The sequence below is a fragment of the Micromonospora narathiwatensis genome (assembly GCF_900089605.1).
Lineage (GTDB): Bacteria > Actinomycetota > Actinomycetes > Mycobacteriales > Micromonosporaceae > Micromonospora > Micromonospora narathiwatensis.
Genome location: NZ_LT594324.1, coordinates 1,325,697 through 1,346,251 on the forward strand (window position 1 = coordinate 1,325,697; position 20,555 = coordinate 1,346,251).

The 20,555-nt window shown below is 74.1% G+C and carries 16 protein-coding genes; 7 read left to right on the top strand and 9 right to left on the bottom strand.

Annotation, left to right across the window (positions count from 1 at the left end; translation table 11 throughout):
• Window positions 1-32 precede the first annotated feature (32 nt).
• Together GA0070621_RS05870 and GA0070621_RS05875 are read right to left on the bottom strand one after the other, a co-directional pair.
• A complete protein-coding gene (locus GA0070621_RS05870) occupies window positions 33-1,208 on the bottom strand; it encodes a glycosyltransferase (protein WP_091192180.1) in 1,176 nt (391 codons plus the stop codon).
• 10 nt (window positions 1,209-1,218) lie between these two features.
• The gene (locus GA0070621_RS05875; RefSeq protein ID WP_091192182.1) at window positions 1,219-2,283 is read right to left on the bottom strand and encodes a glycosyltransferase family 2 protein; all 1,065 of its coding nucleotides are present in this window, start codon (window positions 2,281-2,283) and stop codon (window positions 1,219-1,221) included.
• Window positions 2,284-2,607: 324 nt separating this feature from the next.
• Here GA0070621_RS05875 and GA0070621_RS05880 point away from each other — a divergent pair, with 324 nt between their 5' ends.
• From GA0070621_RS05880 to GA0070621_RS05905, 6 genes are all read left to right on the top strand, one after another.
• On the top strand, window positions 2,608-3,984 hold the full coding sequence (locus tag GA0070621_RS05880) for a glycosyltransferase (RefSeq protein WP_167666641.1): 1,377 nt from the start codon (window positions 2,608-2,610) through the stop codon (window positions 3,982-3,984).
• Window positions 3,981-5,582, top strand: coding sequence for a glycosyltransferase family 2 protein (locus GA0070621_RS05885; protein WP_091192183.1), 1,602 nt, complete (start codon window positions 3,981-3,983; stop codon window positions 5,580-5,582). Before GA0070621_RS05880 ends, GA0070621_RS05885 begins: the two co-directional genes overlap by 4 nt.
• Before the next feature lie 302 nt (window positions 5,583-5,884).
• A complete protein-coding gene (locus GA0070621_RS05890) occupies window positions 5,885-7,057 on the top strand; it encodes an alanine--tRNA ligase-related protein (protein ID WP_091192185.1) in 1,173 nt (390 codons plus the stop codon).
• A 178-nt stretch (window positions 7,058-7,235) separates the two neighbouring features.
• Entirely contained in the window at window positions 7,236-9,053 is a 1,818-nt protein-coding gene (locus GA0070621_RS05895) for an acyl-CoA dehydrogenase (RefSeq protein WP_091192187.1), read from the top strand.
• 150 nt (window positions 9,054-9,203) lie between these two features.
• Window positions 9,204-9,662: a DUF2690 domain-containing protein gene (locus tag GA0070621_RS05900; RefSeq protein WP_091192188.1), complete on the top strand. Its 459-nt coding sequence runs from the start codon at window positions 9,204-9,206 to the stop codon at window positions 9,660-9,662.
• 178 nt (window positions 9,663-9,840) lie between these two features.
• Window positions 9,841-10,758, top strand: a complete 918-nt coding sequence (locus tag GA0070621_RS05905) for a serine hydrolase domain-containing protein (protein ID WP_157739867.1) — start codon at window positions 9,841-9,843, stop codon at window positions 10,756-10,758.
• 38 nt (window positions 10,759-10,796) lie between these two features.
• Here GA0070621_RS05905 and GA0070621_RS05910 read toward each other — a convergent pair whose 3' ends face one another.
• From GA0070621_RS05910 to GA0070621_RS31070, 6 genes are all read right to left on the bottom strand, one after another.
• Entirely contained in the window at window positions 10,797-11,108 is a 312-nt protein-coding gene (locus GA0070621_RS05910; RefSeq protein ID WP_157739868.1) for a hypothetical protein, read from the bottom strand.
• Between the two features lie 159 nt (window positions 11,109-11,267).
• Window positions 11,268-12,785 (bottom strand): FAD-binding oxidoreductase, encoded by a 1,518-nt coding sequence (locus tag GA0070621_RS05915; RefSeq protein WP_091192193.1) that lies wholly within the window; start codon window positions 12,783-12,785, stop codon window positions 11,268-11,270.
• 279 nt (window positions 12,786-13,064) lie between these two features.
• Window positions 13,065-13,565 (bottom strand): GNAT family N-acetyltransferase, encoded by a 501-nt coding sequence (locus GA0070621_RS05920; protein WP_091192194.1) that lies wholly within the window; start codon window positions 13,563-13,565, stop codon window positions 13,065-13,067.
• A gap of 49 nt (window positions 13,566-13,614) precedes the next feature.
• Window positions 13,615-16,143 carry an FtsX-like permease family protein gene (locus tag GA0070621_RS05925; RefSeq protein WP_091192196.1) on the bottom strand — a complete coding sequence of 843 codons (2,529 nt, stop codon included), beginning with the start codon at window positions 16,141-16,143 and terminating at the stop codon, window positions 13,615-13,617.
• 1 nt (window position 16,144) lies between these two features.
• Complete coding sequence (locus GA0070621_RS05930; RefSeq protein WP_091192197.1) at window positions 16,145-16,933, bottom strand: ABC transporter ATP-binding protein; 789 nt, start codon at window positions 16,931-16,933, stop codon at window positions 16,145-16,147.
• A gap of 30 nt (window positions 16,934-16,963) precedes the next feature.
• Window positions 16,964-17,095 (bottom strand): hypothetical protein, encoded by a 132-nt coding sequence (locus GA0070621_RS31070; protein ID WP_269455434.1) that lies wholly within the window; start codon window positions 17,093-17,095, stop codon window positions 16,964-16,966.
• 139 nt (window positions 17,096-17,234) lie between these two features.
• On the opposite strand from GA0070621_RS31070, the gene GA0070621_RS05935 reads away from it, so the two are divergent.
• Window positions 17,235-17,492, top strand: a complete 258-nt coding sequence (locus GA0070621_RS05935; protein ID WP_157739869.1) for a heavy-metal-associated domain-containing protein — start codon at window positions 17,235-17,237, stop codon at window positions 17,490-17,492.
• On the opposite strand, the gene GA0070621_RS05940 is transcribed toward GA0070621_RS05935, so the two are convergent.
• Window positions 17,489-20,470, bottom strand: a complete 2,982-nt coding sequence (locus tag GA0070621_RS05940; protein WP_091192200.1) for a BTAD domain-containing putative transcriptional regulator — start codon at window positions 20,468-20,470, stop codon at window positions 17,489-17,491. The two genes, GA0070621_RS05935 and GA0070621_RS05940, sit on opposite strands and share 4 nt — an antisense overlap.
• Window positions 20,471-20,555: the final 85 nt, after the last annotated feature.

A 20,555-nucleotide genomic window follows, 5' to 3' on the forward strand; every position in this document is an offset into this window, starting at 1 on the left:
CGCGTCGGGTGGGCCGGGCGGCCCACCCGGCCTCACGGCTTGACCGACGCCACGTCCGCCGCGCGCCCCGGGCCCCGGCCGTCGGTCGTCGGCACCGCCGCGGCGCGCACGGCGTCGTACAACTCCTCCAGCCGCCCGGTCTGCCGGTGCAGGTCGAAGTGCTCGGCGACGTGCTCGCGGGCGGCCGCGCCGAGGCGGGCCCGCAGCGCCTCGTCGCCGAGCAGCGTGGCCAGGTGCTCGGCCAGCGCGGCCCGGTCGCGTTCGGCGCCGAGCAGGCCGGTCTCGCCGTGCCGTACCGCCTCGGGGATGCCGCTGTGGTAGGTCGCGACGGCCGGCAGGCCGGCGGCGCCGGCCTCCAGGATGGTGGTGGGCAGCCCTTCGCAGTCGCCGTCCGGGGCGGTCCGCGACGGCGCCGCCAGGAGCCGCGATTCGGCCAGGTGACGGCGGACCGCCTCCGGGCTCTGCGCGCCCAGGAAGGTGGCGTCCAGGTCGAGTTCGGCGGCGCGGTGCCGGGCCGCCGCCTCCAACGGCCCGCTGCCGATGAAGAGCAGCCGGGGCCGGCGTCCGGCGGGCAGCATCCCCGCCGCCTCGACCAGGTCGTCGACGCCCTTCTTGGCCACGAACCGGCCGATGAAGATCACGTCCCACCGCTTCGGCGTCGCCGGGGCCGGGGGCGGGATCGGCACGCCGGTGTGGTGCACCCGCACCCTGGCCGGGTCGGCGCCGAGGGCGACCGCCCGGTCGCGGATGAACTCCGACACCGCGATGATCAGGGCCGCCCGGTCGAACGCCTGGCGCAGGTGCCGCCGGGTGCGGGCACCCCGCGCCCCGGGCTGCGCCGGTTGCCGGGTGACGTCCTGCCCGTGCAGGGTCACCACCAGGGGTACGCCGAGCCGGTGCGCGCTGCCGCTGACCAGCCAGCCGTCGCCGCCGAAGTGCGCGTGCACCAGGTCCGGCCGCAGTCCCGCCAGCGCGGCGTCCAGCCGGGCCGACCGGCCGGTGAGCTTGAGCAGCAGCAACTCGGCCCGGCCGCGCGGATCGTCCGCGAAGGCGACGACGTCGCTGTCCCGGGCGACCGGGGAGGCCACCTTGACGGCACCCAGGTAGTGGGGCCGCCACCGGGTCAGCGCGTCGCCCTGGCCGCGGATGAAGGTCTCCGATCCGGGCAGCAGGTGGCTGCGCCAGATCACCGCCCTGGTCCCGGACATGACCGTGACCCTACTGCCGGCCGGCGCCGGCCACCGGGTCCGGCTCCCCGACCACGGACGGGACCGGCTCGGCGTGGGCGGCCCGCTGAGTGCCCGGTACGGCGTCGGCGCGGCGCGCGTCCGGCAGCGACGGCTGCCCGCCGCGGCGGCGGTTGAGCACCCGGTCGCGCAGCCGGTGCCGCAGGTCCGGCGGGATCAGCCAGATCTGCAGGTAGGTCACGTAGTCGATGACGCTCGGTCGACCGTGCCGGCGGGCCTCCGCGAGCAGCACCCGGAACACCCGGAAGCTGCGGGTGGTGGCCGCCATCGAGCTGATCACACTCATCGCCAGCGCCGCGTACGCCCGGGGCGTGAGCAGCGGGCGGGTGGCCCGCAGCCACTCGAACTGCGCCTCCCAGGGCGACTCCAGGCTGATCCGCGGCCGGTCCTCGTCCTGGTGCCAGACGACCAGCGGCTCGGCGGTCATCACCAGCTCGACGTCGGGGTGGCTGACCGCCCGCAGCGTCCAGTCCAGCTCCTGCTGGCGGCGCAGGCCGACGGTGAACGGCACCCGGCGCAGCAGCTCGGTGGGCGCCATGATGGTCGAGGTCTGGATGAAGCCGTCGCCGTGGAACAGCCCCCGTCGCACGGTCAGGTACTCGCTGACCGGCTCGCCCGGCTCCGGCAGCCGGCGCGGCAGCACGAACTCGGCCCGGGGCGTACGGTTGATCAACCGGCTGGCCACGACCGGCAGCGGCGCCCGGGCCGTACGGGCCGCCGCCAACTGCGTCGCGAGCTTCTCGGGCAGCCACTCGTCGTCGTCGTCGAGGAAGGCCGTCCACGGCGCCCGGGCCTCGCGTACACCGACGTTGCGGGCGTTCGGCGCGCCGCCGCGTTCGGGCAACGGCACGACCCGCAGCCGGTCGTCCCGCATCTCGGCCAGCGCCGCCCGGGTCGCCTCGTCCCCGCCGTCGAGCACGACGACGACCTCGATGGTGTCGATGGTCTGGGCCAGCGCGCTGCGTACGGCGCGGACCACCAGGTCCGGGCGGTCGCAGGTGGGAATGACCACGCTGACGTCAGGTGTACGGGTCATGAAAACCAGCTCACTAACACGTGATTTCGAGGTGTATTCGCCGTCGTCGAACCGGCCGGCGGTGGTGTCCGTCCGGGACCGGCTCGGTTTTCCAGAGGTCCTGAGAACGCTAATCGGCGCAACGTGTGCACCGGGTTAATAGCGGGTGCCATTTGTCTGCCGAGGAGGACGATTGTTGGTGTCCTGGCAGGTGAAGGCCAGTCGCCACGCGGGCGGCCGCCAGTTCCGGCACAATTTCGGCAGCGGCCGGGTCGTCTCTCCGCCGCGATAATCTGCCGTACACTCGCCGGGCACCGCCCGGACGAAGAATGGGAGAGATCGTTCATGCAGTTCGACGCCGCGTCGCGGCAAGGCATCCGCGGCCGGGTGGTCATGCTCGTCGACAACGGGGTCGAGGGCGACTCCCGGGTGCAGAAGGCCGCCCGCTCGGCGGCCGACGCGGGCTGGGACGTGACCCTGCTCGGCTGCGCCCGTATCGACCGCGAGCGCGACTGGCGACTCGGCGAGGCCCGCGTCCGGGTGCTGCCGTTGGGCGCGCCCGCCGGCCCGGCGAGGAACCGGGGGCTGCGCGGGCGGCTGGTCAGCCGGGGCGGGCTGCCCCTGCGCGCCGCCCGGCTGGCCCGCCGGCCGGTCGAGCACGCCCAGGTCGTCCTCTGGCGCGGGCTGCAGGGCGACCGGGCCTGGCGGCGGCTGGAGCCCGGGCTCTGGGGCTACGAGCGGCTCTTCGGCCCGGTCATCGACGAGCTGCGGCCCGACCTCATCCACGCGCACGACTTCCGGATGCTCGGCGTGGCCGCCCGCGCCAAGCTGCGCGCCCAGGCCGCCGGCCGGCCGACGCGGCTGGTGTGGGACGCGCACGAGTGGCTGCCCGGCGCCAAACCCCGGCGGGACAACGCGCGCTGGCTGCCCGCCCACCTCGGGTACGTGCGGGAGTACGTCGGGCACGCGGACGCGGTGGTGACCGTCTCCGACTCGCTCGCCGAGCTGTTGCAGCGCGACCACCACCTGGCCGAGCGCCCGGGCGTGCTGCTCAACGCGCCGGTGGCCGCCGACGAGCCGGCCGGCGACGGCGAGCCCGCCCCCGACCTGCGGCGGCTCTGCGGCGTCGACCGGGACACCCCGCTGCTGGTCTACAGCGGCGCGATGGCGGTGCAGCGCGGCCTGGACACCGTGGTCGAGGCGCTGCCCAGGCTGCCCGGCGTGCACCTGGCGATGGTGGTGGGCGACCCGGCGGCCCCGTACGTGCGAGGGCTGGTGGCCCGGGCCGAGCGGCTCGGCGTGCCCGACCGGGTGCACGTGGTGCCGTACGTGCCGCACCGGCAGTTGGTGGCGTTCCTGAGTGGCGCCGACGTGGGGCTCATCCCCCTGCACCACTGGCCGAACCACGAGATCGCGCTGATCACCAAGTTCTTCGAGTACTCGCACGCCCGGCTGCCGATCGTGGTCAGCGACGTGCGGACCATGGCGCAGACGGTCCGGGCCACCGGCCAGGGCGAGGTGTTCCGGGCCCGGGACGTGACCGATCTGGTGCGTGCCGTCCGAGCGGTGCTCGCCGCGCCGGACCGCTACCGGGCCGCGTACGAGGGGCCGGAGTCGCCGCTGCCCGGCTGGACCTGGGAGGCGCAGGCGCAGCGGCTGGACGCGCTCTACCGGCGGTTGCTGTCCCCCGAGGACTCGACCGTGGAGGCGCAGGCGAGGTGAACGTCCCCGACGTGAGCGTGGTGGTGCCCGTCTACAACACCATGCCGTACCTGACCCGCTGCCTGAAATCCCTGCTGGAGCAGACGATCGGCCTGGACCGGCTCCAGGTCGTGGCGGTCGACGACGGTTCGACCGACGCGAGCGGCGCCGAGCTGGACCGGTTCGCCGCCCGCCACCCCGGCGTGGTCACCGTCATCCACCAGGCCAACTCGGGTGGCCCCGCCGGCCCGTGCAACCGGGGCCTGGACGCGGCCACCGGCCGGTACGTCTTCTTCGTCGGCGCCGACGACCACCTCGGGCCGGACGCGCTGCGCCGGCTGGTGGAGGCGGCCGACGAGTGGGAGTCCGACGTGGTGCTGGGCCGCGTGGTGGGGGTCAACAGCCGGCACATCTACCAGGACATCTTCGCCCGTACGCAGGCCGACGTGGACCTGTTCGACTCGCCGCTGCCGCGCTCGCTGGCCAACACCAAGCTGTTCCGCCGCGAGCTGCTGGAGAAGTACGGCATCCGCTACCCGGAGGACCTGCCGCTCGGCAGTGACCTGCCGTTCACGCTGGAGGCGTGCTACCGGGCCCGGCGCGTCTCGGTGCTGGCCGACTACGACTACTACTACGCGGTCCGCCGGCACAGCGCCACCAACATCACCTACCTGAGTCGGCACGCGGACCGGCTGCGGACGGTGGAGGCGACCACCGCGTTCGTCGCCGAGCTGATCCCGGCCGGTGAGCAGCGGGACGCCGTCCTCGCCCGACGCTTCGACCACGAGATCGCCAAGCTGCTGGAGGACGATCTCCTCCGCCTCGACCCGGAGACCCAGCGGCTCGTCCACGACGGCATCGGACGGCTCGTCCGAACGCACCTCACCGACGGGATCGCCGGCCAGCTCAACGCCGAGACCCGGATCCGGCTGGCGCTGGCCCGTGACGGCGCGCCCGACGACCTCCTCGCCGTGATCCGACAGGACGCCCGGACGGGGGTGCCACCCACGGTCGTCGACGGCGACCGCCGGTACGCGGCCTACCCCGGTTTCCGCGACCCCGAGCGCGCCCTGCCGGACTCCTGCTTCGAGGTGACCGCGGTGCCCGACTGGTCCGCCAAGCTCGACGCCACGGCACTGGCCTGGGAGACCGACGAGCGCGGCGCGAAGGTGCTGACCATCACCGCGGTCAGCCCGCTGCCCGACCTGGCCGCGGTGGGCGCGGAACCGCTTGCCGTCAGCGCCGAGGAGATTCCGGCCGAGGTCAGCACCGTCGAGCGCGGCGAGCGTGGCACCACGCTGCGGATCCGGTTCCGGGTCGACGAGCTGCTCGCCGGCAGCGGCGTGACCGGGCAGCGCCGGACGGTCTCCGCGCAGGTCGGCGGCTTCGACCCGGGTCGGGCGGCGGGTGCGCAGACGGCCACCGGCGCGGCCGGCTCCGCCGCCGTCCGCGCCCCCCGGGTCCGGGCGACGGTGCCGCTGGTCCGGCGGCGCGGCGGCCGGTTGTACGTGGTCACGCCGGTGCTCGACGACTCCGGTCGGCTGATGATCTCGGTGGTGCCGGTGACCGCCTCGCGGGTCGCCGCCCAGCTGCGTCGGACCCTGCGCCGCGGTCGGTAGCCGCCCCGGTCGTCCGCCCCGGGCGTCGCGCCGTCACGACCGGTGGCCACCGCGATCGTCCGGCGGCCACGGCGTCGCCCCGCCGGGATATCGCTGGGCGACGCCACCGCCGACCGGGTACGGTCGAGGCCATGCAGATCAGGCGCACCACCGCCGCGGCCGCGCGAGCTTCCCGCTCGCCGGTTGCCGCAGCCTGACCGATTACTCCTCGCCGGCGACCGGAAACGGTCCGCCGGCGTCGTCGCATTCCGATCCTCTCCGCGGACTCTTTCCGGTCGCACCGACCCGGAAGGCCCCACGCCGTGACACCCGACCAGATCATCGACATGTTCCTCGACCACTACCGCCGCCGCGGCCACCGGGACGCGCCGGAGAGTTCCCTGATCCCACCGCCCGGCGACCCGGTGCTGTTCACCACCTCCGGCATGCACCCGCTCACCCCGTACCTGGCGGGGCGCCCCCATCCCGCCGGCCGACGGCTGGTCGACGTGCAGCGCTGCCTGCGTACCACCGACCTGGACGAGGTCGGCGACGCCACCCACCTGACCGTGTTCGACATGCTCGGCTCCTGGTCGCTCGGCGACTACGGCATCGCGACCAGCGTCCGCTGGGGCCACGAGCTGCTCACCGAGGGCTTCGGTGTCGACCCGGTGCGGCTGCACGCGACCGTCTTCGGCGGCGACGACCAGGTCGGCCCGGACGAGACCGCCTGGGCGACGTGGACGGACCTGGGCGTACCGGTCGAGGCGACCGGGGCGGAGAACTGGTGGTCCAACGGCCCGACCGGCCCCTGCGGGCCCGACTCCGAGATCTTCGTGTGGACCGGGGAGGGCCCGCCCACCGGTACGCCCACCGGCGACGACCGGTGGGTGGAGGTGTGGAACCACGTCCAGATGCGCTACCACCGGCACGACGACGGCCGGCTCACCGCGTTGCCGATGTCCAACATCGACACCGGCATGGGGCTGGAGCGCCTGGAGATGGTGCTGCGCGGCGCGCGGTCGGTCTTCGAGGGCGACGGGCTGCGCCCGTGGGTGGACGCCGTCCGCGACCGGTGGCCGCTGGAGGGCCCGGACCTGCGGATCGTCGTCGACCACCTGCGCTCCGCCGTGGTGGTGCTGGGTGACGGCGTACGCCCCGGCAACACCGGACGGGGGTACGTGCTGCGTCGGCTCGTCCGGCGGGCGCTCACCGTGCTGTGGCGGGACGACCCGGAGCGCGGCCTGACCGAACTGCCCCTCGACCCGTACGCGGACACCCTGCGCCGCTTCCGGCAGCCGGCCGGGGCGCAGCCGCTGCGCGCGGTGCTCGCGGACGAGGAGCGGCGCTTCCGTGGGCTGCTGCGGCGGGGCCGCCCGCTGGTCGACCGACTCCGGGCCCGTGGGCCGCTGACCGAGCCCGACTACCGCTGGCTGCACGACACCCACGGGCTGCCCCGCGACCTGGTCGACGGCCTGCTCGCCGGGGCCGGCTGACCCGGGTCGGCTGACCGTGCGGCGTGCCGCTGCCGGCTGAACGGGCGGGGCCGGGGCCGGCCGACTCGGTGGCGTCGGGGTGGGTGCGTCGACCGCCCCGATCAGCCAGGATGACCCCCGGGAGACCGTCGTCGGGCCGCGTCGCCGACCCGACGACGGTCCGGCCGGAAGGAGACCGGTGTCGTCGTCCACTCTGCTGTCCCGTCGTGACCTGGCGTTCCTGCTCTATGACTGGCTGGACGTGACCCGGCTGACCGAGCGACCCCGCTACGCCGAACACTCGCGGGAGACCTTCGACGCCGCGTTGGACCTCTCCGCCCGGGTCGCCGCCGAGCGGTTCGCCACCCACAACCGGGCGGCCGACCTCGCCGAGCCCACCTTCGACGGACGGCGGGTGCACACTATCCCGCAGGTCAAGGCGGCCCTCGACCGGTTCGCCGAGACCGGGCTGCTGGCCGCCACCATGGACTCCTCGATCGGCGGCATGCAGCTTCCGCACACGGTCGCCGCCGCCTGCCTCGCCTGGTTCCAGGCCGCCAACGTGAGCACCGCCGCGTACCCGTTCCTCACCCTCGGCAACGCCAACCTGCTGCTCACCCACGGCACCGCCGAGCAGATCGACACCTGGGTCCGGCCGATGGTCGAGGGACGGTTCTTCGGCACCATGTGCCTGTCCGAGCCGCAGGCCGGCAGCTCGCTCGCCGACCTCACCACCCGGGCCGAGCCGCAGGACGACGGGACGTACCGGCTGTTCGGCACCAAGATGTGGATCTCCGGCGGGGACCACGAGCTGGCCGAGAACATCGTGCACCTGGTCCTCGCCCGGATCCCCGGCGGCCCGCCCGGGGTGAAGGGCATCTCGCTGTTCATCGCGCCGAAGGTGCTCCTCGACGACGACGGCGCGCTCGGCCCGCGCAACGACGTGGTGCTGGTCGGGCTCAACCACAAGCTGGGCTACCGGGGCACGACCAACACCCTGCTCAACTTCGGGGAGGGGGTGCACCGCCCGTACGGGCGGCCCGGGGCGGTCGGCTACCTGGTGGGCGAGCCGCACCAGGGGCTCGCCCAGATGTTCCACCTGATGAACGAGGCGCGGATCGGCGTCGGCGCCGGCGCGACCGCCCTCGGATACGCCGGTTACCTCAAGTCCGTGGCGTACGCCCGGCAGCGCCCGCAGGGCCGCCCGGTCGCCGACCGGGACCCGACCACGCCGCAGGTGCCGATCGTGGCGCACGCCGACGTCCGGCGGATGCTGCTGGCACAGAAGAGCTATGTGGAGGGCGCGCTCGCGCTGATCCTCTACTGCGGCCGGCTGCTCGACGAGGAGAAGACCGGCCCCGCCGAGGCCGACCGCGCCCGGGCCCACCTGCTGCTGGACGTGCTCACCCCGATCGCCAAGAGCTGGCCGTCGCAGTGGTGCCTGGCCGCCAACGACCTGGCCATCCAGGTGCACGGCGGGTACGGCTACACCCGCGACCACGACGTCGAGCAGCACTGGCGGGACAACCGGCTCAACCCGATCCACGAGGGCACCCACGGCATCCAGGCGCTGGACCTGCTCGGCCGGAAGGTCACCATGCGCGACGGCGCCGGGCTGGAGCTGCTGCTGGAGACCGTCCGGGCCACGGTGACCCGGGCCTGGAAGGCTGAGGGCGAGGCGGCCGAACTGGCCGGCCGGCTCGGCGCGGCGGTCGACCGGATCGCGGTGGTCACCCGGCGGCTGTGGGGGAGTGGCGATCCGGAGCTGGCCCTGGCCAACGCCAGCCTGTATCTGGAGGCGGTCGGGCACGTGGTGATCGCCTGGATGTGGCTGGAGCAACTGCTCGCCGTCGACGCGCTGGGCGTCCCCGACGGGGCGGACGGTGACTTCCTGGCCGGCAAGCGGCAGGCCGCCCGGTACTTCTTCCGGTACGAACTGCCGCGGACCGGGCCGCAGTTCGACCTGCTGGACAGCCTGGACCGGACCACCCTGGACTCCCGGGAGACCTGGTTCTGACCTTCGGGCGGAGGCGCTGACGAACAGCGGCCGGTCACGGTCGCGTCATGCGACACGAGGCGTCCACGGCCCGGTGATGGGCGCGCGATGAGCCGGCGGTGAGGGTGGGTCCGACACTGGCACCGCCCTCACAGCGGGAAAGGACACAAGATGCGAAACGGGAAGACCTTCCGCCGGATGACCGTGGTGCTGGCCGCGGCATTCGCCCTGGCCGGCGGCGCCGTGGTCACGACCGGGTCCCCGGCGATGGCCGCCTGCTCCGACACCGGGTGCAACGGCCTGGACCCGCAGTCCGCCGGGTGCAGCAGCGGCGCCCAGACCATCGACGACTTCGTCGCCCCCAACGGCTACTACCTGGAGCTGCGCTACTCGCCCACCTGTTACGCCGTCTGGGTGAGGGTCAACTCGCAGGGGTACTGGGACTCGAGCACCAGCTTCTGGGTCGAGCGTAAGGACACCGGCGGCCGGTACTCGAACACCTTCGTCAGCGGCGAGTCGGGCTCGAAGTGGACGAAGATGTGGAGCTACCGGTACCTGGTCCGGGGCGGCGAGACGGTCAACAGCGCCTCCGTGGGGAACCTCGGTACGTTCTACACGGCCTGGCACTGACGGCGGTTCGGTGAGGCGGCTCCGCACCCGGTGGACCCGCCTCACCGGCCCGACGGCCGTCACGCCGATGGCGGTCATCGGCGTGAGTGTCGGCCGCCACCGATCCACCACCGATCCATCACCGGCCACCCTCCCGGGCGGGCCTTCCTCGGAGTCTTGCGCCGTTAACATCGGTCGCATGCCGGAAATCGAAGGGTTCTCGGGAGTCGTCACGCTCACTCGGGCCGGGCGACCGGTCACTTCCGTCACGGGCGGCGGCTGCACGCCGACCACACCGTTCCAGATCGCCTCGGTGAGCAAGAACTTCGCCTCGACGCTCACGATGATGCTTGTCGAGGAGGGCCTGCTCGACCTGCACGAGCCGCTGGACCACTGGTTGCCTGAGGCGCCGCGATCGTGGCACGCCCTGTCCCTGCATCACCTCCTGAGCAACACCTCCGGGATCGGCCACTGGACGGACGTGCCCGGCATGGACCCGTTCGTGCCGGCGACCCGAGACGAGCGGCTCGAGCTCGTGCTGCGTGCGCCGCTCCAATCCGAGCCGGGCAGGCAGTTCCGCTACTCCAGTCCAGCCTTCATCCTTGTCGGCGTCGTCGCGGAGCGGGCCACGGGCAGCCCGTACGGAAAGCTGCTCGCTGAGAGAATCCTTCAACCGCTCGGCCTCACCCGCACCGCGAGCGGCATCCGTCCGCCGGACGCCGCGCCCGGCCATCGCGCCGGGAAGCCCGTCGAGCCCTGGGACGTGGCGTCGATGATCGGGTCGGGCGACCTGTGCTCGACCGCCGAAGACCTGGTCGCGTACGCGCGGGCGGTGGAGGACGGTGGTCTGGTCTCGCCGGCTTCGCTGGCACTGATGCGAACCCGGCACTCGACCTTCATCGAGCCGGATCGCACTCCTGACGGCCGGCTGGAGGTCACCGGCTACGGATACGGTCACTACGTCGGCACCTTCGACGGCAGGCCGGCGGCTCTGCACACCGGTGACAACCCGGGCTACCGATCGTTGGTCGGCTGGCTTCCTGACGGCGTCGGGATCGTGGCCTTGTCCAACGAGGACTCCGTCAGGTGGGAGGACGTGCTCGCGCGCGTGCTGTAGGTGCCGGCATCCGCCCGAGGAGTCATCCGGGCGTCCGATCATGACGAAAACTCTTCCGCCTCCTTCAGCGCCGCCTTGTACTCCTTGGTGGCCAAGGTCAGTTTCTCCTGAAGTTTGAGCATGGCGTCTCGGCGTTCCTCGGCCGTGTCGCCGGGACCGACCTCAGCCAGCAGTGCCCGCACCGTCGGCGTGTTCATGGCCGGGGTGTACGGGTTGTCGGGATTCAAGAGATGCTCAACGCGGTTGAGCGCCATCTGGATCGTGCTCACCTTTTCGCGCGCCCGCAGAAGTCTGTCCTGTACTGCCTGTTCCTCGGGGCTGAGAGTTTCGACCTCTGAATCTGAATCCATGACCACCCATCCTTACTGTGCGGGCCGTTCGCGGACCGAACGGCGTGGCTGTCGCCGCAAGCCGTTGTGGGAGGTCGCGTCGCCGCTGGTCCGGCGCGGGTGGTCGCACAGGGCAACGCGCCTTCGTGCCCTGACCGGCGGGCCCGAGGGAACAGCCGGTCAGCATGTTGCGGGTGGGATGCTCTGCTCGTACTGGAAGACGTTGTGGGGGTCGTACCTCGCCTTGATCTTGCGCAGCCGGTCGAAGTTGGCGCCCCAGTAGGCGGTTTCCCATTCCGCCATCCCGATGTTCGGCACGTTGACGTAGGCGCCGTTCACGTAGGGGCGCAGCGACTGGCTGAACTCGGCGATCCAGGCCTGGGCGATCGGGGTGATGGCGTCGCCGCTGTCCGGCTTTCCGCGGGTGCCCCACCCGGCGCCCGGCTCGGAATAGAAGAGTGCGTTGCGATGCGGGAACGCCGAGCCGCCGCGGGGTTGGCTCGTTTGGGCCCCCGTGCCGAAGGCCTGGGTGAAGAAGTTGCTGTCATCCGAGGGGGCGTCCTCCATGAATGCGCGGATCAGGCTGATCGCCTCCTTCGGGAACGGTTCGGTGGTGAACTGCGAGAAGAACTTCCAGTTCGCGGGCTCGTTCTCGGTCGGTATCTGGAATCCGGCATATATGTCGCCCCAGCCCCCGGTCTGCACCGTGACCTCGGGGTTGCCAACCGACAGGATCGGGGCCAGCAGCCGCCTCGCCTCTGCCTCCGACCCCTCGGCGAGAACGCCGAACAGCAGGATCTGGGATTTGTGGATCTCGAGCTGGGTTCCGAGGCGGTTGTCGGCGAACGGAGCCCGGCGCTGCCAGGCGTCGAAGACCCCGTGCAGGTCGTTGAGGCCCTCCCAGGTGGCTTGCAGGTAGGCCACGCTCTTCAGCGGCGTCACCTTGTATGTGAGTGAGGTGACGATCCCGAAGTTGCCGTTTCCCGCCCCGCGGAGCGCCCAGAGCAGGTCCGGGTTGTTCCTCAGGTCTGCCTTGATCGCCCTGGCGCCGTCGGTACCCGACGCGACGACAATCTCCGCCCCTAACAGGTTGTCGCAGGCCATGCCGAGGTAGCGGGTGAGGAAGCCGAAGCCGCCGCCGAGGGTCGCACCGGACAGGCCGACGCTCCCCTCCGTTCCAGTCGTTACCGCGAGATTCTGCTTCCCCAGGGCGGTCACCGCCTCCAACTGGTTGAGCCCGGCGCCGACTGTCGCGGTGCGGGTGGCGGTGTCGATCCGGGCCGACTTCAGTTCGCTGACGTCGATCACGATGCCGTTGTCCACGTTCGACCAGCCCTCGAGGCTGTGGCGACCGCTCCGTACCCGCAGCGCGACGTCGTTCTGCCGCGCCCACGTGAGGGCGTTGACCACATCCTGGGTCTCCTGGGCGAAGACGATGACCAGGGGATAGTGAACGAAGAGTTCGTCCCAGCCGAGGCTGGCGCTCGCGTAGTCGGGGCTCTGTGGACGGACGATGCGGCCGGTCAGCTTTGCCGGCGGGCATTTGGCGCTGTCGGAGGAGCCCGAGCCGTCGGCCGCGAAGCCCGGGGTGCCGCCGGTCGCAATGCCCGGGATAGCGACCGCGCCTGCGCCAACTACCGCGCCCGCGCCCACGGCCGCCGTCGCTCTGAGCAGTTCGCGACGAGAAAGGTCGTGCATGGTCCGTGTCCTCTCGATCGGGTTACGCCGGTATTCGACCAAGAGAACATCTGTCGGCCCTCTGGTGCGCAACCCAGAGTATTGGGGCGACTTCTTTGGTGATCTGAAACTCTCTCTCGGAACCCGGTTGGGTGATGCCGGCTCGCCTTATGGGTGGCTGGACCGAAATGACGATCCGGCGGCGGTCGGTGGTGATGACCGGGATCAAATCGAAGGGCCAGAGCGGGAGGCGGGAAAAGGAGCGCGAGGGCCGAATCGTCGGCCCTCGCGCCAGTATCCCTACGCCGGCGCAGACGCCCCGTCGGTCTCCGGCGCCAGCAGCGGCAGGTAGCTCTCCGGACGCCAGCCGGCGATCACCTTGGTGAAGAGGCGCGCGTCGAGCCGTCGGTAGAACCGCTGTGCCGCCTCGTTCTCCGGCTTGACCTCCCACCGGATGACGAGCCCGTCGTCGGCCGCGACCCGGGCCAGCGCGAGCATCAGCGCCCGCCCGACCCCGGCGTCCCGGGCGGACGCCCGGACCCAGAGGTCGTCCAGCGCGAGGATGTCCCGCCCGGACCACAGGTGCACGCGGCGGAGCGCGGAGACGTAGCCGAGTGGCTGCCCGGCCCGCTCGGCGAGCAGGACGGTGACGTCGTCGCGGCCGAGCAGTTCGACCCAGCGGGTGGCGGTGGCGGTGACGTGCACGGCGTCGCCCTCGTGGGCGGCGATCTCCCGGACCAGGGTGTCCACGGTGCTGGCGTCGGCCGGGCCGGCCGGTCGGATAGTAATGGCTTGAGTCATGTCTACTCCTTACATGATGGCGGCTTCGGCGCCACCCGGGGGTGGCGGGTCAGGGGGTTCCGATGGCGGCGAGGACGTCCAGCCGGGCGGCGCGGCGGGCGGGCAGCAGGCCGGCGAGCAGGCCGGCGGCGAGGGCGACGGCCAGCACCACCAGCAGCCGGCCGGTCGGCACCGCCAGCACCGTCGGGGCGTCCCGACCCAGCGCGCGGACCGTGGCGGCGGCGAAGCCGACCCCCAGCACGATCCCCAGTACGCCGGCCAGCGCGGCGACCAGCACCGCCTCGGCCCGGATCATCCAGCCCAACTGCCGGCGGGTCATCCCCACCGCGCGGAGCAGCCCGATCTCGGCGGTGCGCTCGGTGATCGACAGGGCGAGGGTGTTGGTGATGCCCAGCAGGGCGATCAGCACGGCCAGCATCAGCAGCACCGTCACCAGGCCGAGCACCTGGTCGATCGCCTGGGTCCGGCCGGCCACCGCGGCGGCCTGGTCGCGTAGCTGCGCGGTCGGGGTGTCGGCGAGCGCCGCCTTGATCGCCCGCTCGGCGGCGGCCCGGTCCGTCCCGTCGGCGGTGCGGATCAGCACGCTCGCGTCCATCTCCTCGCTGTAGTTCCGGGCGAAGGTGTCCAGCGCGATGAGGTAGTCGGTGGCCAGCGCCCGGGCGTCCCCGTCGCGCAGCAGCCCGACGACGGACAGCGTGCGGGTGCCCGTACGGGAGAACGTCATGGACAGGTCGTTCCCGACGGCCAGGCCCCGGTCCCGGGCCACGTGCTCGGCCAGCACGATCCCGCCGCCGTCAAGCGCCGCCAGGCTGCCCGCGGTGAGGTGCAGGGACGTCACCCGGGGCAGCGTCGCCGGGTCCACGGCGGTGAGGGCGTTGGTCATGTCCCCGTCCCGCCAGTGGCCGTAGCGCAGCCGGGACGCGACGGCCACCTCGGGCAGCCGGCTGACCCGGTCGTACACGGCGGGGGAGAGGCCACCGAGCATCTCGTTGCGGGCGCTCTCCACCAGGTGGTCGGCGGTGATCACCTCGGCGTAGGTCTGCCGCACCGAACTCTTGACCGAGGTGCCGAGGACGGCCACGTAGCTGATCAGCGCGAGTCCCAGGGCCAGTGCCAGGGCGGTCGCCGCGGTGCGGCGCGGGGTGCGGGCCGCCGAGTCGGTGGCCAGCCGGCCGGGCACTCCGGCGGCGGCCAGCGGCCGGCCGACGAGGCGTACCAGGGCGGGGGTGATCGCCGGTCCGAGCAGCGCGAGCCCGCCGACGGCGCCCAGCGCCGCGACGCCGAGCAGCGGGACCGGTGCGTCCGCGGCGAGCACCGCCGCGGTCGCGGCCAGGCCCGCGGCGGCGGCCAGCGCGCCGGCGACGGCCCGGATCCGCCCGGTGCGGGCGGCGGCCGCCTGGCGCAGCGCCGCCACCGGTGCCACCGCGGCCGCGCGCCGGGCCGGCCCGACCGCCGAGCCGACCGTGACGAGGACGCCGACCGCGAAGGCCACCAGCACGGTACGGCTCGTCAGCACCAGCCCGCCCGCCGGCAGCGGTACGCCGAACACCCGGGCCAGGTTCCGAATGCCGGTCGCGGCGGCGACGCCGAGGGCGAGCCCGGCCGTCGAGGCGGTGAGCCCGACCAGCAGCGCCTCGCCGAGCACCGAGCGCAGCACCTGCCCGCCGGTCGCGCCGGCGGCCCGGAGCAGGGCGAGTTCCCGGGTCCGCTGGGTGACCACGATGGAGAACGTGTTGGCGATCAGGAACGCGCCGACCAGCAGCGCGGCGCCGGCCAGGGCGAGCAGCACGAGCTGGAGCCAGCTCAGCTGGTCGCGGACGGTCGCCGCGCCGGCAGCCGCGATGTCCCGGCTCGTGGCGACCTCGTAGTCGACGCCGACGGCGGCGCCGATCCGGTCGCGCAGTTCGTCGGGGGCGACGCCGGGCGCGGCGACGACCGCCACCTCGGAGACGCCGGTGCCGAGCCGGAGCAGGCGCTGCGCCGACGGGAGGGTGACCAGGGCGACGGTGCTGTTCGGCAGGCCGCCCCGGTCACCGAAACCGGCCAGGCCGACCACCCGGAGCCGGGCGGTGTCGGTCGCCCGGACGGTGACGGTGTCGCCGAGCCGGACGCGGTGACCGCGCGCGGTGTCCTCGTCGAGGACCACCTCGTCGTCCGCCGCCGGGGGCCGGCCGGCGCGGATGGTGAACGAACCCATCGGCGCGGGCGTCCAGGAGGCCAGCAGGGACGTGCCGCTCGGCACGACCGCCGTGCCGTCCACCTCCAGCAGGCCCTGGCCGCGGACCTGCGGCCGGGCGGCGGCCACCCCGGACACCGTGGCGATCCGCGCCGTCAGGTCGGCCGGGAGCGGGTCCCGGGCGACCTCGACGCCCATCGCGGAGTCGAAGGCGACCGCGTCCCGCACGGTCAGGTCGACGCCGGCGGTCGCGGTGCGGAACTGGTCGTCGAGCAGGCGGGTGGAGGTGTCGGTGAGGACCAGGCCGCCGGTGGCGAAGGTGACGCCGAGGACGACCGCGAGCAGGGTCAGCGCCAGCCGGGCCCGGCGGGCCAGGGTGGTACGCAGGGTCAGGCGCCACATGTCAGTTCGCTCCGGTGGTGGCGGGCGCGGACAGGCGCGCCATGCGGGACAGGATGGCCGGCGCGGTCGGAGCGTCGAGTTCGCCGTCGATCCGGCCGTCGGCGAGGAACACCACCCGGTCGGCGTACGCGGCGGCGTGCGGGTCGTGGGTGACCATCACGATGGTCTGCCCCAGGTCGTCCACGGCCTGCCGCAGGAAGTCGAGCAGCGCCTCGGCCGCCTGCGAGTCCAGGTTGCCGGTCGGCTCGTCGGCGAACACGATCTCGGGACGGGTGATCAGCGCCCGGGCCACGGCGACCCGCTGCTGCTGCCCGCCGGAGAGTTCCCCGGGTCGGTGCCGTATCCGGTCGGTCAGCCCGAGGGTGGTGACCAGGTGGGCCAGGCGCTCCGGGTCGGGCCGGCGGCCGGCCAGGGTGAGCGGCAGGAGGATGTTCTCCCGCGCGGTCAGGGTCGGCACCAGGTTGAAGGACTGGAAGACGAAGCCGACCCGGTCCCGGCGCAGCAGGGTGCGCTGCCGCTCGCCGAGCTGGCCGAGGTCCGTCCCGCCGAGCAGGATCTGCCCGCCGTCGACGGTGTCCAGGCCGGCCAGCGCGTGCATGAGGGTCGACTTGCCGGACCCGGACGGACCCATGATCGCGGTGAACCGGCCGGCCGGGATGGACACCGTGGCCCCGTCGAGGGCACGGACGGCGGCGGCGCCGCGCCCGTAGGTCCGTACGACGTCCCGGGCCTGCACGGCGACGGTGGTCGGGGCGGGGCGGGTCGGCTTGCGAGCGGTGCTGGTGGTCATCAGGGGATCTCCTGTGCGATGGAAGGTGGCTCAGCGGGCGGTGCGGCGGCGGAGCGGGACGCGCGCCGCCCGTACGGCGGCGGCGTGCCGGTCGCGGCGCAGCCGGCGGACCAGCTCGGCGCGCTCCAGCTCGATCAGGTCGGCGGTGAGCAGGTGGTTCATGGCGACTCCTCGGTCCGGTGCGGATCGGTGACAGGAGGAGAGTCGCGGGCCGCGCTGTCCGGACGCTGGCCGTCGATCCGGCCGGCCCGGACAGCGGACGGACAGCCGGCCGCCAGTGGCCACGGACAGGCTGGGCGGCATGGTGGAACGGAACGACCCGACGGCACCCGCCCCGGACCGGACGTGGGTGGTGACGGTGGTCCTGCCGCCCGGGATCTGCCGGCGGTGCGTGCGCGTGTTCAGCCGGCGGGTGAGCGACCTGCCCGGGGTGGTGTCGCTGGAGTTCGACGGCGACGCGGGCCTGCTACGGGTGGGCGGCGAGGTCGATCCGGCCGCCCTGCGCCGGGCCGGCCTCGCGGTCTGCCCCGCCGGCCCGGAATGCTGCCGCCCCGACTAGCGCGCGGAGTTCTCCAGACCGGTCGTCCGCCGGGTCGCGTCGACCGCAGGCCCACGCCCGCAGGCGGCCGCCGCCTCGGCGGTCAACGACCGGAGCCGACGCCGGGCCCATGGGAACTCCCGCTCTTCGAGCAGCTCCACCGCCCGGCGGCACTCGTCGGCCGCGGTGGCCGCGTCGCCGTCGGCGTACCCGATCCGGGCCCGGCCCCAGGCCGCCCAGGCCTGGCAGCGCGGGTTTCCGCTACGCCGGGCGGTGTCGTCCGCCTCGGCGAGCATCGCCGGCACGCCCTCGACCTCGCCCCGGTCCAGCCGGGTGTGTGCCAGCTGGACGAGGGTGAACGCCAGCGCGTGCGGGGACGGGTTGCGCCGGGCCTCCGCCGCCGCCTCCTCCAGCACGGCGATCGCCTCGTCGGGCCGGCCCGCCTCGCGCAGCGCGACGCCGAGGTGCGCCAGGATCCCGGCCGGCAGGAGGCGGTCCCCGGCCCGTCGGGTGAGGTCGAGACTGCGCCGCCACTGCTCGGCGGAGCGTGCGAAGTCGCCGGCCCGCAGGTCCAGCAGGGCCTCGACGTAGCAGACCGTCCCGTGCCACCAGAGGTCGTCGGTGTCGCCCATCTCGCGGCGGGCCTGGGCGACCATCGCCCGGTACCCGTCCGGGTCGCCGTCGTACTGGCCCTCCCAGGCGACGACGAGCCGCGAGGTCGCGGTGTTGCCCCGATCGCCCAGCCGCTCGAACTCGGCCAGGCTCTCCCGGGCGGCGGCCCGGGTCTGCGCGGTGGGGTAGTAGACGCCGAGCAGGCCGATGCGTTGCAGCGCGGCGGCCCGGGCGGCCGGTGCGGCCTCGCCGGTGGCGAGCAGCGCGGTCAGCGCCCGGATCCCCTCGTACCGGGGGCCGTAGTTCCAGAACCGGAAGAGCGCGTCGGCCAGCCGCAGGCCGGCGTCGACCCCGTCGGCCCGGTCGAGGCAGCGGTCGACGGCGGCCCGGAAGTTGTCGTGCTCGTCGCTGATGCGGGACCAGGCGTCGGCGTCGGCGCGTACGTGCGGGCCGTACCGTTCGGCCAGCTCGGTGAAGTGGGTGAGGTGCCGGTCGCGGGCCGTCGCGGTCTCGCCGGCCTCGGCGAGCCGGGCGGCGGCGTACTCCCGGATGGTGACCAGCAGTCGGAACCGCCCGGTTGCCGGGTCGGGCACCACGAGGGAGCGGTCGACCAGGCGGAAGAGCAGGTCGAGGACCTCGTCCGGGGCCAGGCCGGCGAAGGCGCAGACCCGCTCGGCGGCGGTCAGGTCCCAGCCGCCCCGGAACACGGCCAGCCGGCGCAGCAGCCGGCGCTCGGCCTCGGTCAGCAGGTCGTGGCTCCAGTCGAGGGTGGCCCGCAGTGTCCGGTGCCGGGCCTCGCTGGTCCGCGCTCCCGCCGTGAGCAGCGCGAAGCGGTCGTGCAGCCGGGCCGCGATCTCCACCGGCGGGAGCGCCTTCACCCGGGCGGCGGCCAGCTCGATGGCCAGCGGCATGCCGTCGAGCTGGCGGCAGATGTCCGCCACGATCGGCGCGGTCGCCGCGTCGAGGACGAACCCGGGGCGGACCGCCCGCGCCCGGTCGACGAACAGGGCCACCGCCGGGCTGTCGCCGAGTCGCGCGAGATCGGCCGGGCCGTCGGGTACGCCCAGCGGCGCCACCGCGAGCTGCGTCTCCCCGGGTACGGCGAGCGCCTCCCGGCTGGTGGTCAGCACGGTCACCGCCGGGCAGGCCGCGACCAGCCGCTCGACCAGTTCCGCCACCTCGTCGACGACGTGTTCGCAGTTGTCGACGAGCAGCAGCGCCCGGTCGGCGCCGAGCCAGGCGACCAGCGCCTCGGTCGCGGCCGGTCCCGGCCCGCCGGTGGCCACGTTGAGCTGGCCGGCGACCGCCTCGGGGAGATCGGTCCCGGCCGGCACGGCGGACAAGCGTACCAGGTGCACCCGGTCGGCCAGGGTGTCGTCGGCGTGGCGGACCGCCTCCAGCGCCAGGGTGGTCTTGCCGACGCCGCCCGGGCCGGTCAGCGTCACCACCCGCGCCTCGCGCAGCCGGTCCAGCACCCGGTGCACGTCGTCCTGGCGGCCGACGACCGACGAGAGCCGGCGGGGCAGGTCGCCGCGCCGCGGCGGATCGGGGACCGGCGCCGGGGGAGCGGCGGGCGGGCCGGCCGGCCGCGCCGGCGGCGGGGTGGCCGCCGGCGCGGGCACCTGCTGGCGCAGGATCGCCTCGGCGAGCGCCTGGAGTTCGGGCGCGGGGTCGATGCCCAGCTCGTCGGCGAGGCGGTGGCGCAGCGCGTGGTACGCGGTGATCGCCTCCGCCTGCCGCCCGCCCCGGTAGAGCGCCAGCATCAGCAGCCGGTGCAGCCGTTCGCGCAGCGGGTGGGCGACGACCAGGTGTTCCAGGTCGGCGACCGCCTCGGCCTGCCGGCCGGCCGCCAGCAGCAGCTCCAGCCGGTCCTCCACCGCGCCCAGGCGCAGCTCCGCCAGGCGGGCGGTCTCGGCCAGCGCCCAGTCGGCGTCGCCGACGTCGGCCAGGGCCGGCCCGCGCCACAGCCGCAGCGCCTCGTCGTAGCAGGCCAGGGCCGCGGCGGGCCCGTCGGCGGTGGTCGCGGTACGGGCCCGTTCCAGCAGCCGTTCGAAGCGGTACGCGTCCACCGCGTCGGACGCGACGGCGAGCTGGTAGCCGGGGGCGCGGGTGACCAGCAGGTCGCCGTCCGCCCCGGCGCTGACCAGGGCCCGGCGCAGCTTGGACACCCGCAGTTGCAGCGCGTTCGTGGCGTCGGCCGGGGGCTGGTCGCCCCAGAGCGCGTCGGCCAGCGCGTCGGCGGAGACCACCCGGCCCGGGGCGAGGACCAGCCGGGCCAGCAGCGCCCGGAGCGCCGGGGCGAGCGGCGTGGCGGGGCGGTCGGCCACCCGGAGCTCGACGGTGCCGAGCACCCCGAAGCTCACCACCGGCCCGCTGTCCCGGCTCATCGCACTCCCGCCCGCTGCGGCGTCGGCCCTGGGCCCGCCCCGATCGCCCGGCGGCTGCCCGGGCGGGCCCCATGGTACGTCCCGA

Excerpts from the sequence above, each read along its gene's own strand:
- GA0070621_RS05870 (WP_091192180.1), bottom strand. The coding sequence starts at position 1,208 with ATGTCCGGGACCAGGGCGGTGATCTGGCGCAGCCACCTGCTGCCCGGA.
- GA0070621_RS05875 (WP_091192182.1), bottom strand. The coding sequence starts at position 2,283 with ATGACCCGTACACCTGACGTCAGCGTGGTCATTCCCACCTGCGACCGC.
- GA0070621_RS05880 (WP_167666641.1), top strand. The coding sequence starts at position 2,608 with ATGCAGTTCGACGCCGCGTCGCGGCAAGGCATCCGCGGCCGGGTGGTC.
- GA0070621_RS05900 (WP_091192188.1), top strand. The coding sequence starts at position 9,204 with ATGCGAAACGGGAAGACCTTCCGCCGGATGACCGTGGTGCTGGCCGCG.
- GA0070621_RS05905 (WP_157739867.1), top strand. The coding sequence starts at position 9,841 with ATGCCGGAAATCGAAGGGTTCTCGGGAGTCGTCACGCTCACTCGGGCC.
- GA0070621_RS05910 (WP_157739868.1), bottom strand. The coding sequence starts at position 11,108 with ATGGATTCAGATTCAGAGGTCGAAACTCTCAGCCCCGAGGAACAGGCA.
- GA0070621_RS05915 (WP_091192193.1), bottom strand. The coding sequence starts at position 12,785 with ATGCACGACCTTTCTCGTCGCGAACTGCTCAGAGCGACGGCGGCCGTG.
- GA0070621_RS05920 (WP_091192194.1), bottom strand. The coding sequence starts at position 13,565 with ATGACTCAAGCCATTACTATCCGACCGGCCGGCCCGGCCGACGCCAGC.
- GA0070621_RS05925 (WP_091192196.1), bottom strand. The coding sequence starts at position 16,143 with ATGTGGCGCCTGACCCTGCGTACCACCCTGGCCCGCCGGGCCCGGCTG.
- GA0070621_RS05930 (WP_091192197.1), bottom strand. The coding sequence starts at position 16,933 with ATGACCACCAGCACCGCTCGCAAGCCGACCCGCCCCGCCCCGACCACC.
- GA0070621_RS31070 (WP_269455434.1), bottom strand. The coding sequence starts at position 17,095 with ATGAACCACCTGCTCACCGCCGACCTGATCGAGCTGGAGCGCGCCGAG.
- GA0070621_RS05935 (WP_157739869.1), top strand. The coding sequence starts at position 17,235 with ATGGTGGAACGGAACGACCCGACGGCACCCGCCCCGGACCGGACGTGG.
- GA0070621_RS05940 (WP_091192200.1), bottom strand. The coding sequence starts at position 20,470 with ATGAGCCGGGACAGCGGGCCGGTGGTGAGCTTCGGGGTGCTCGGCACC.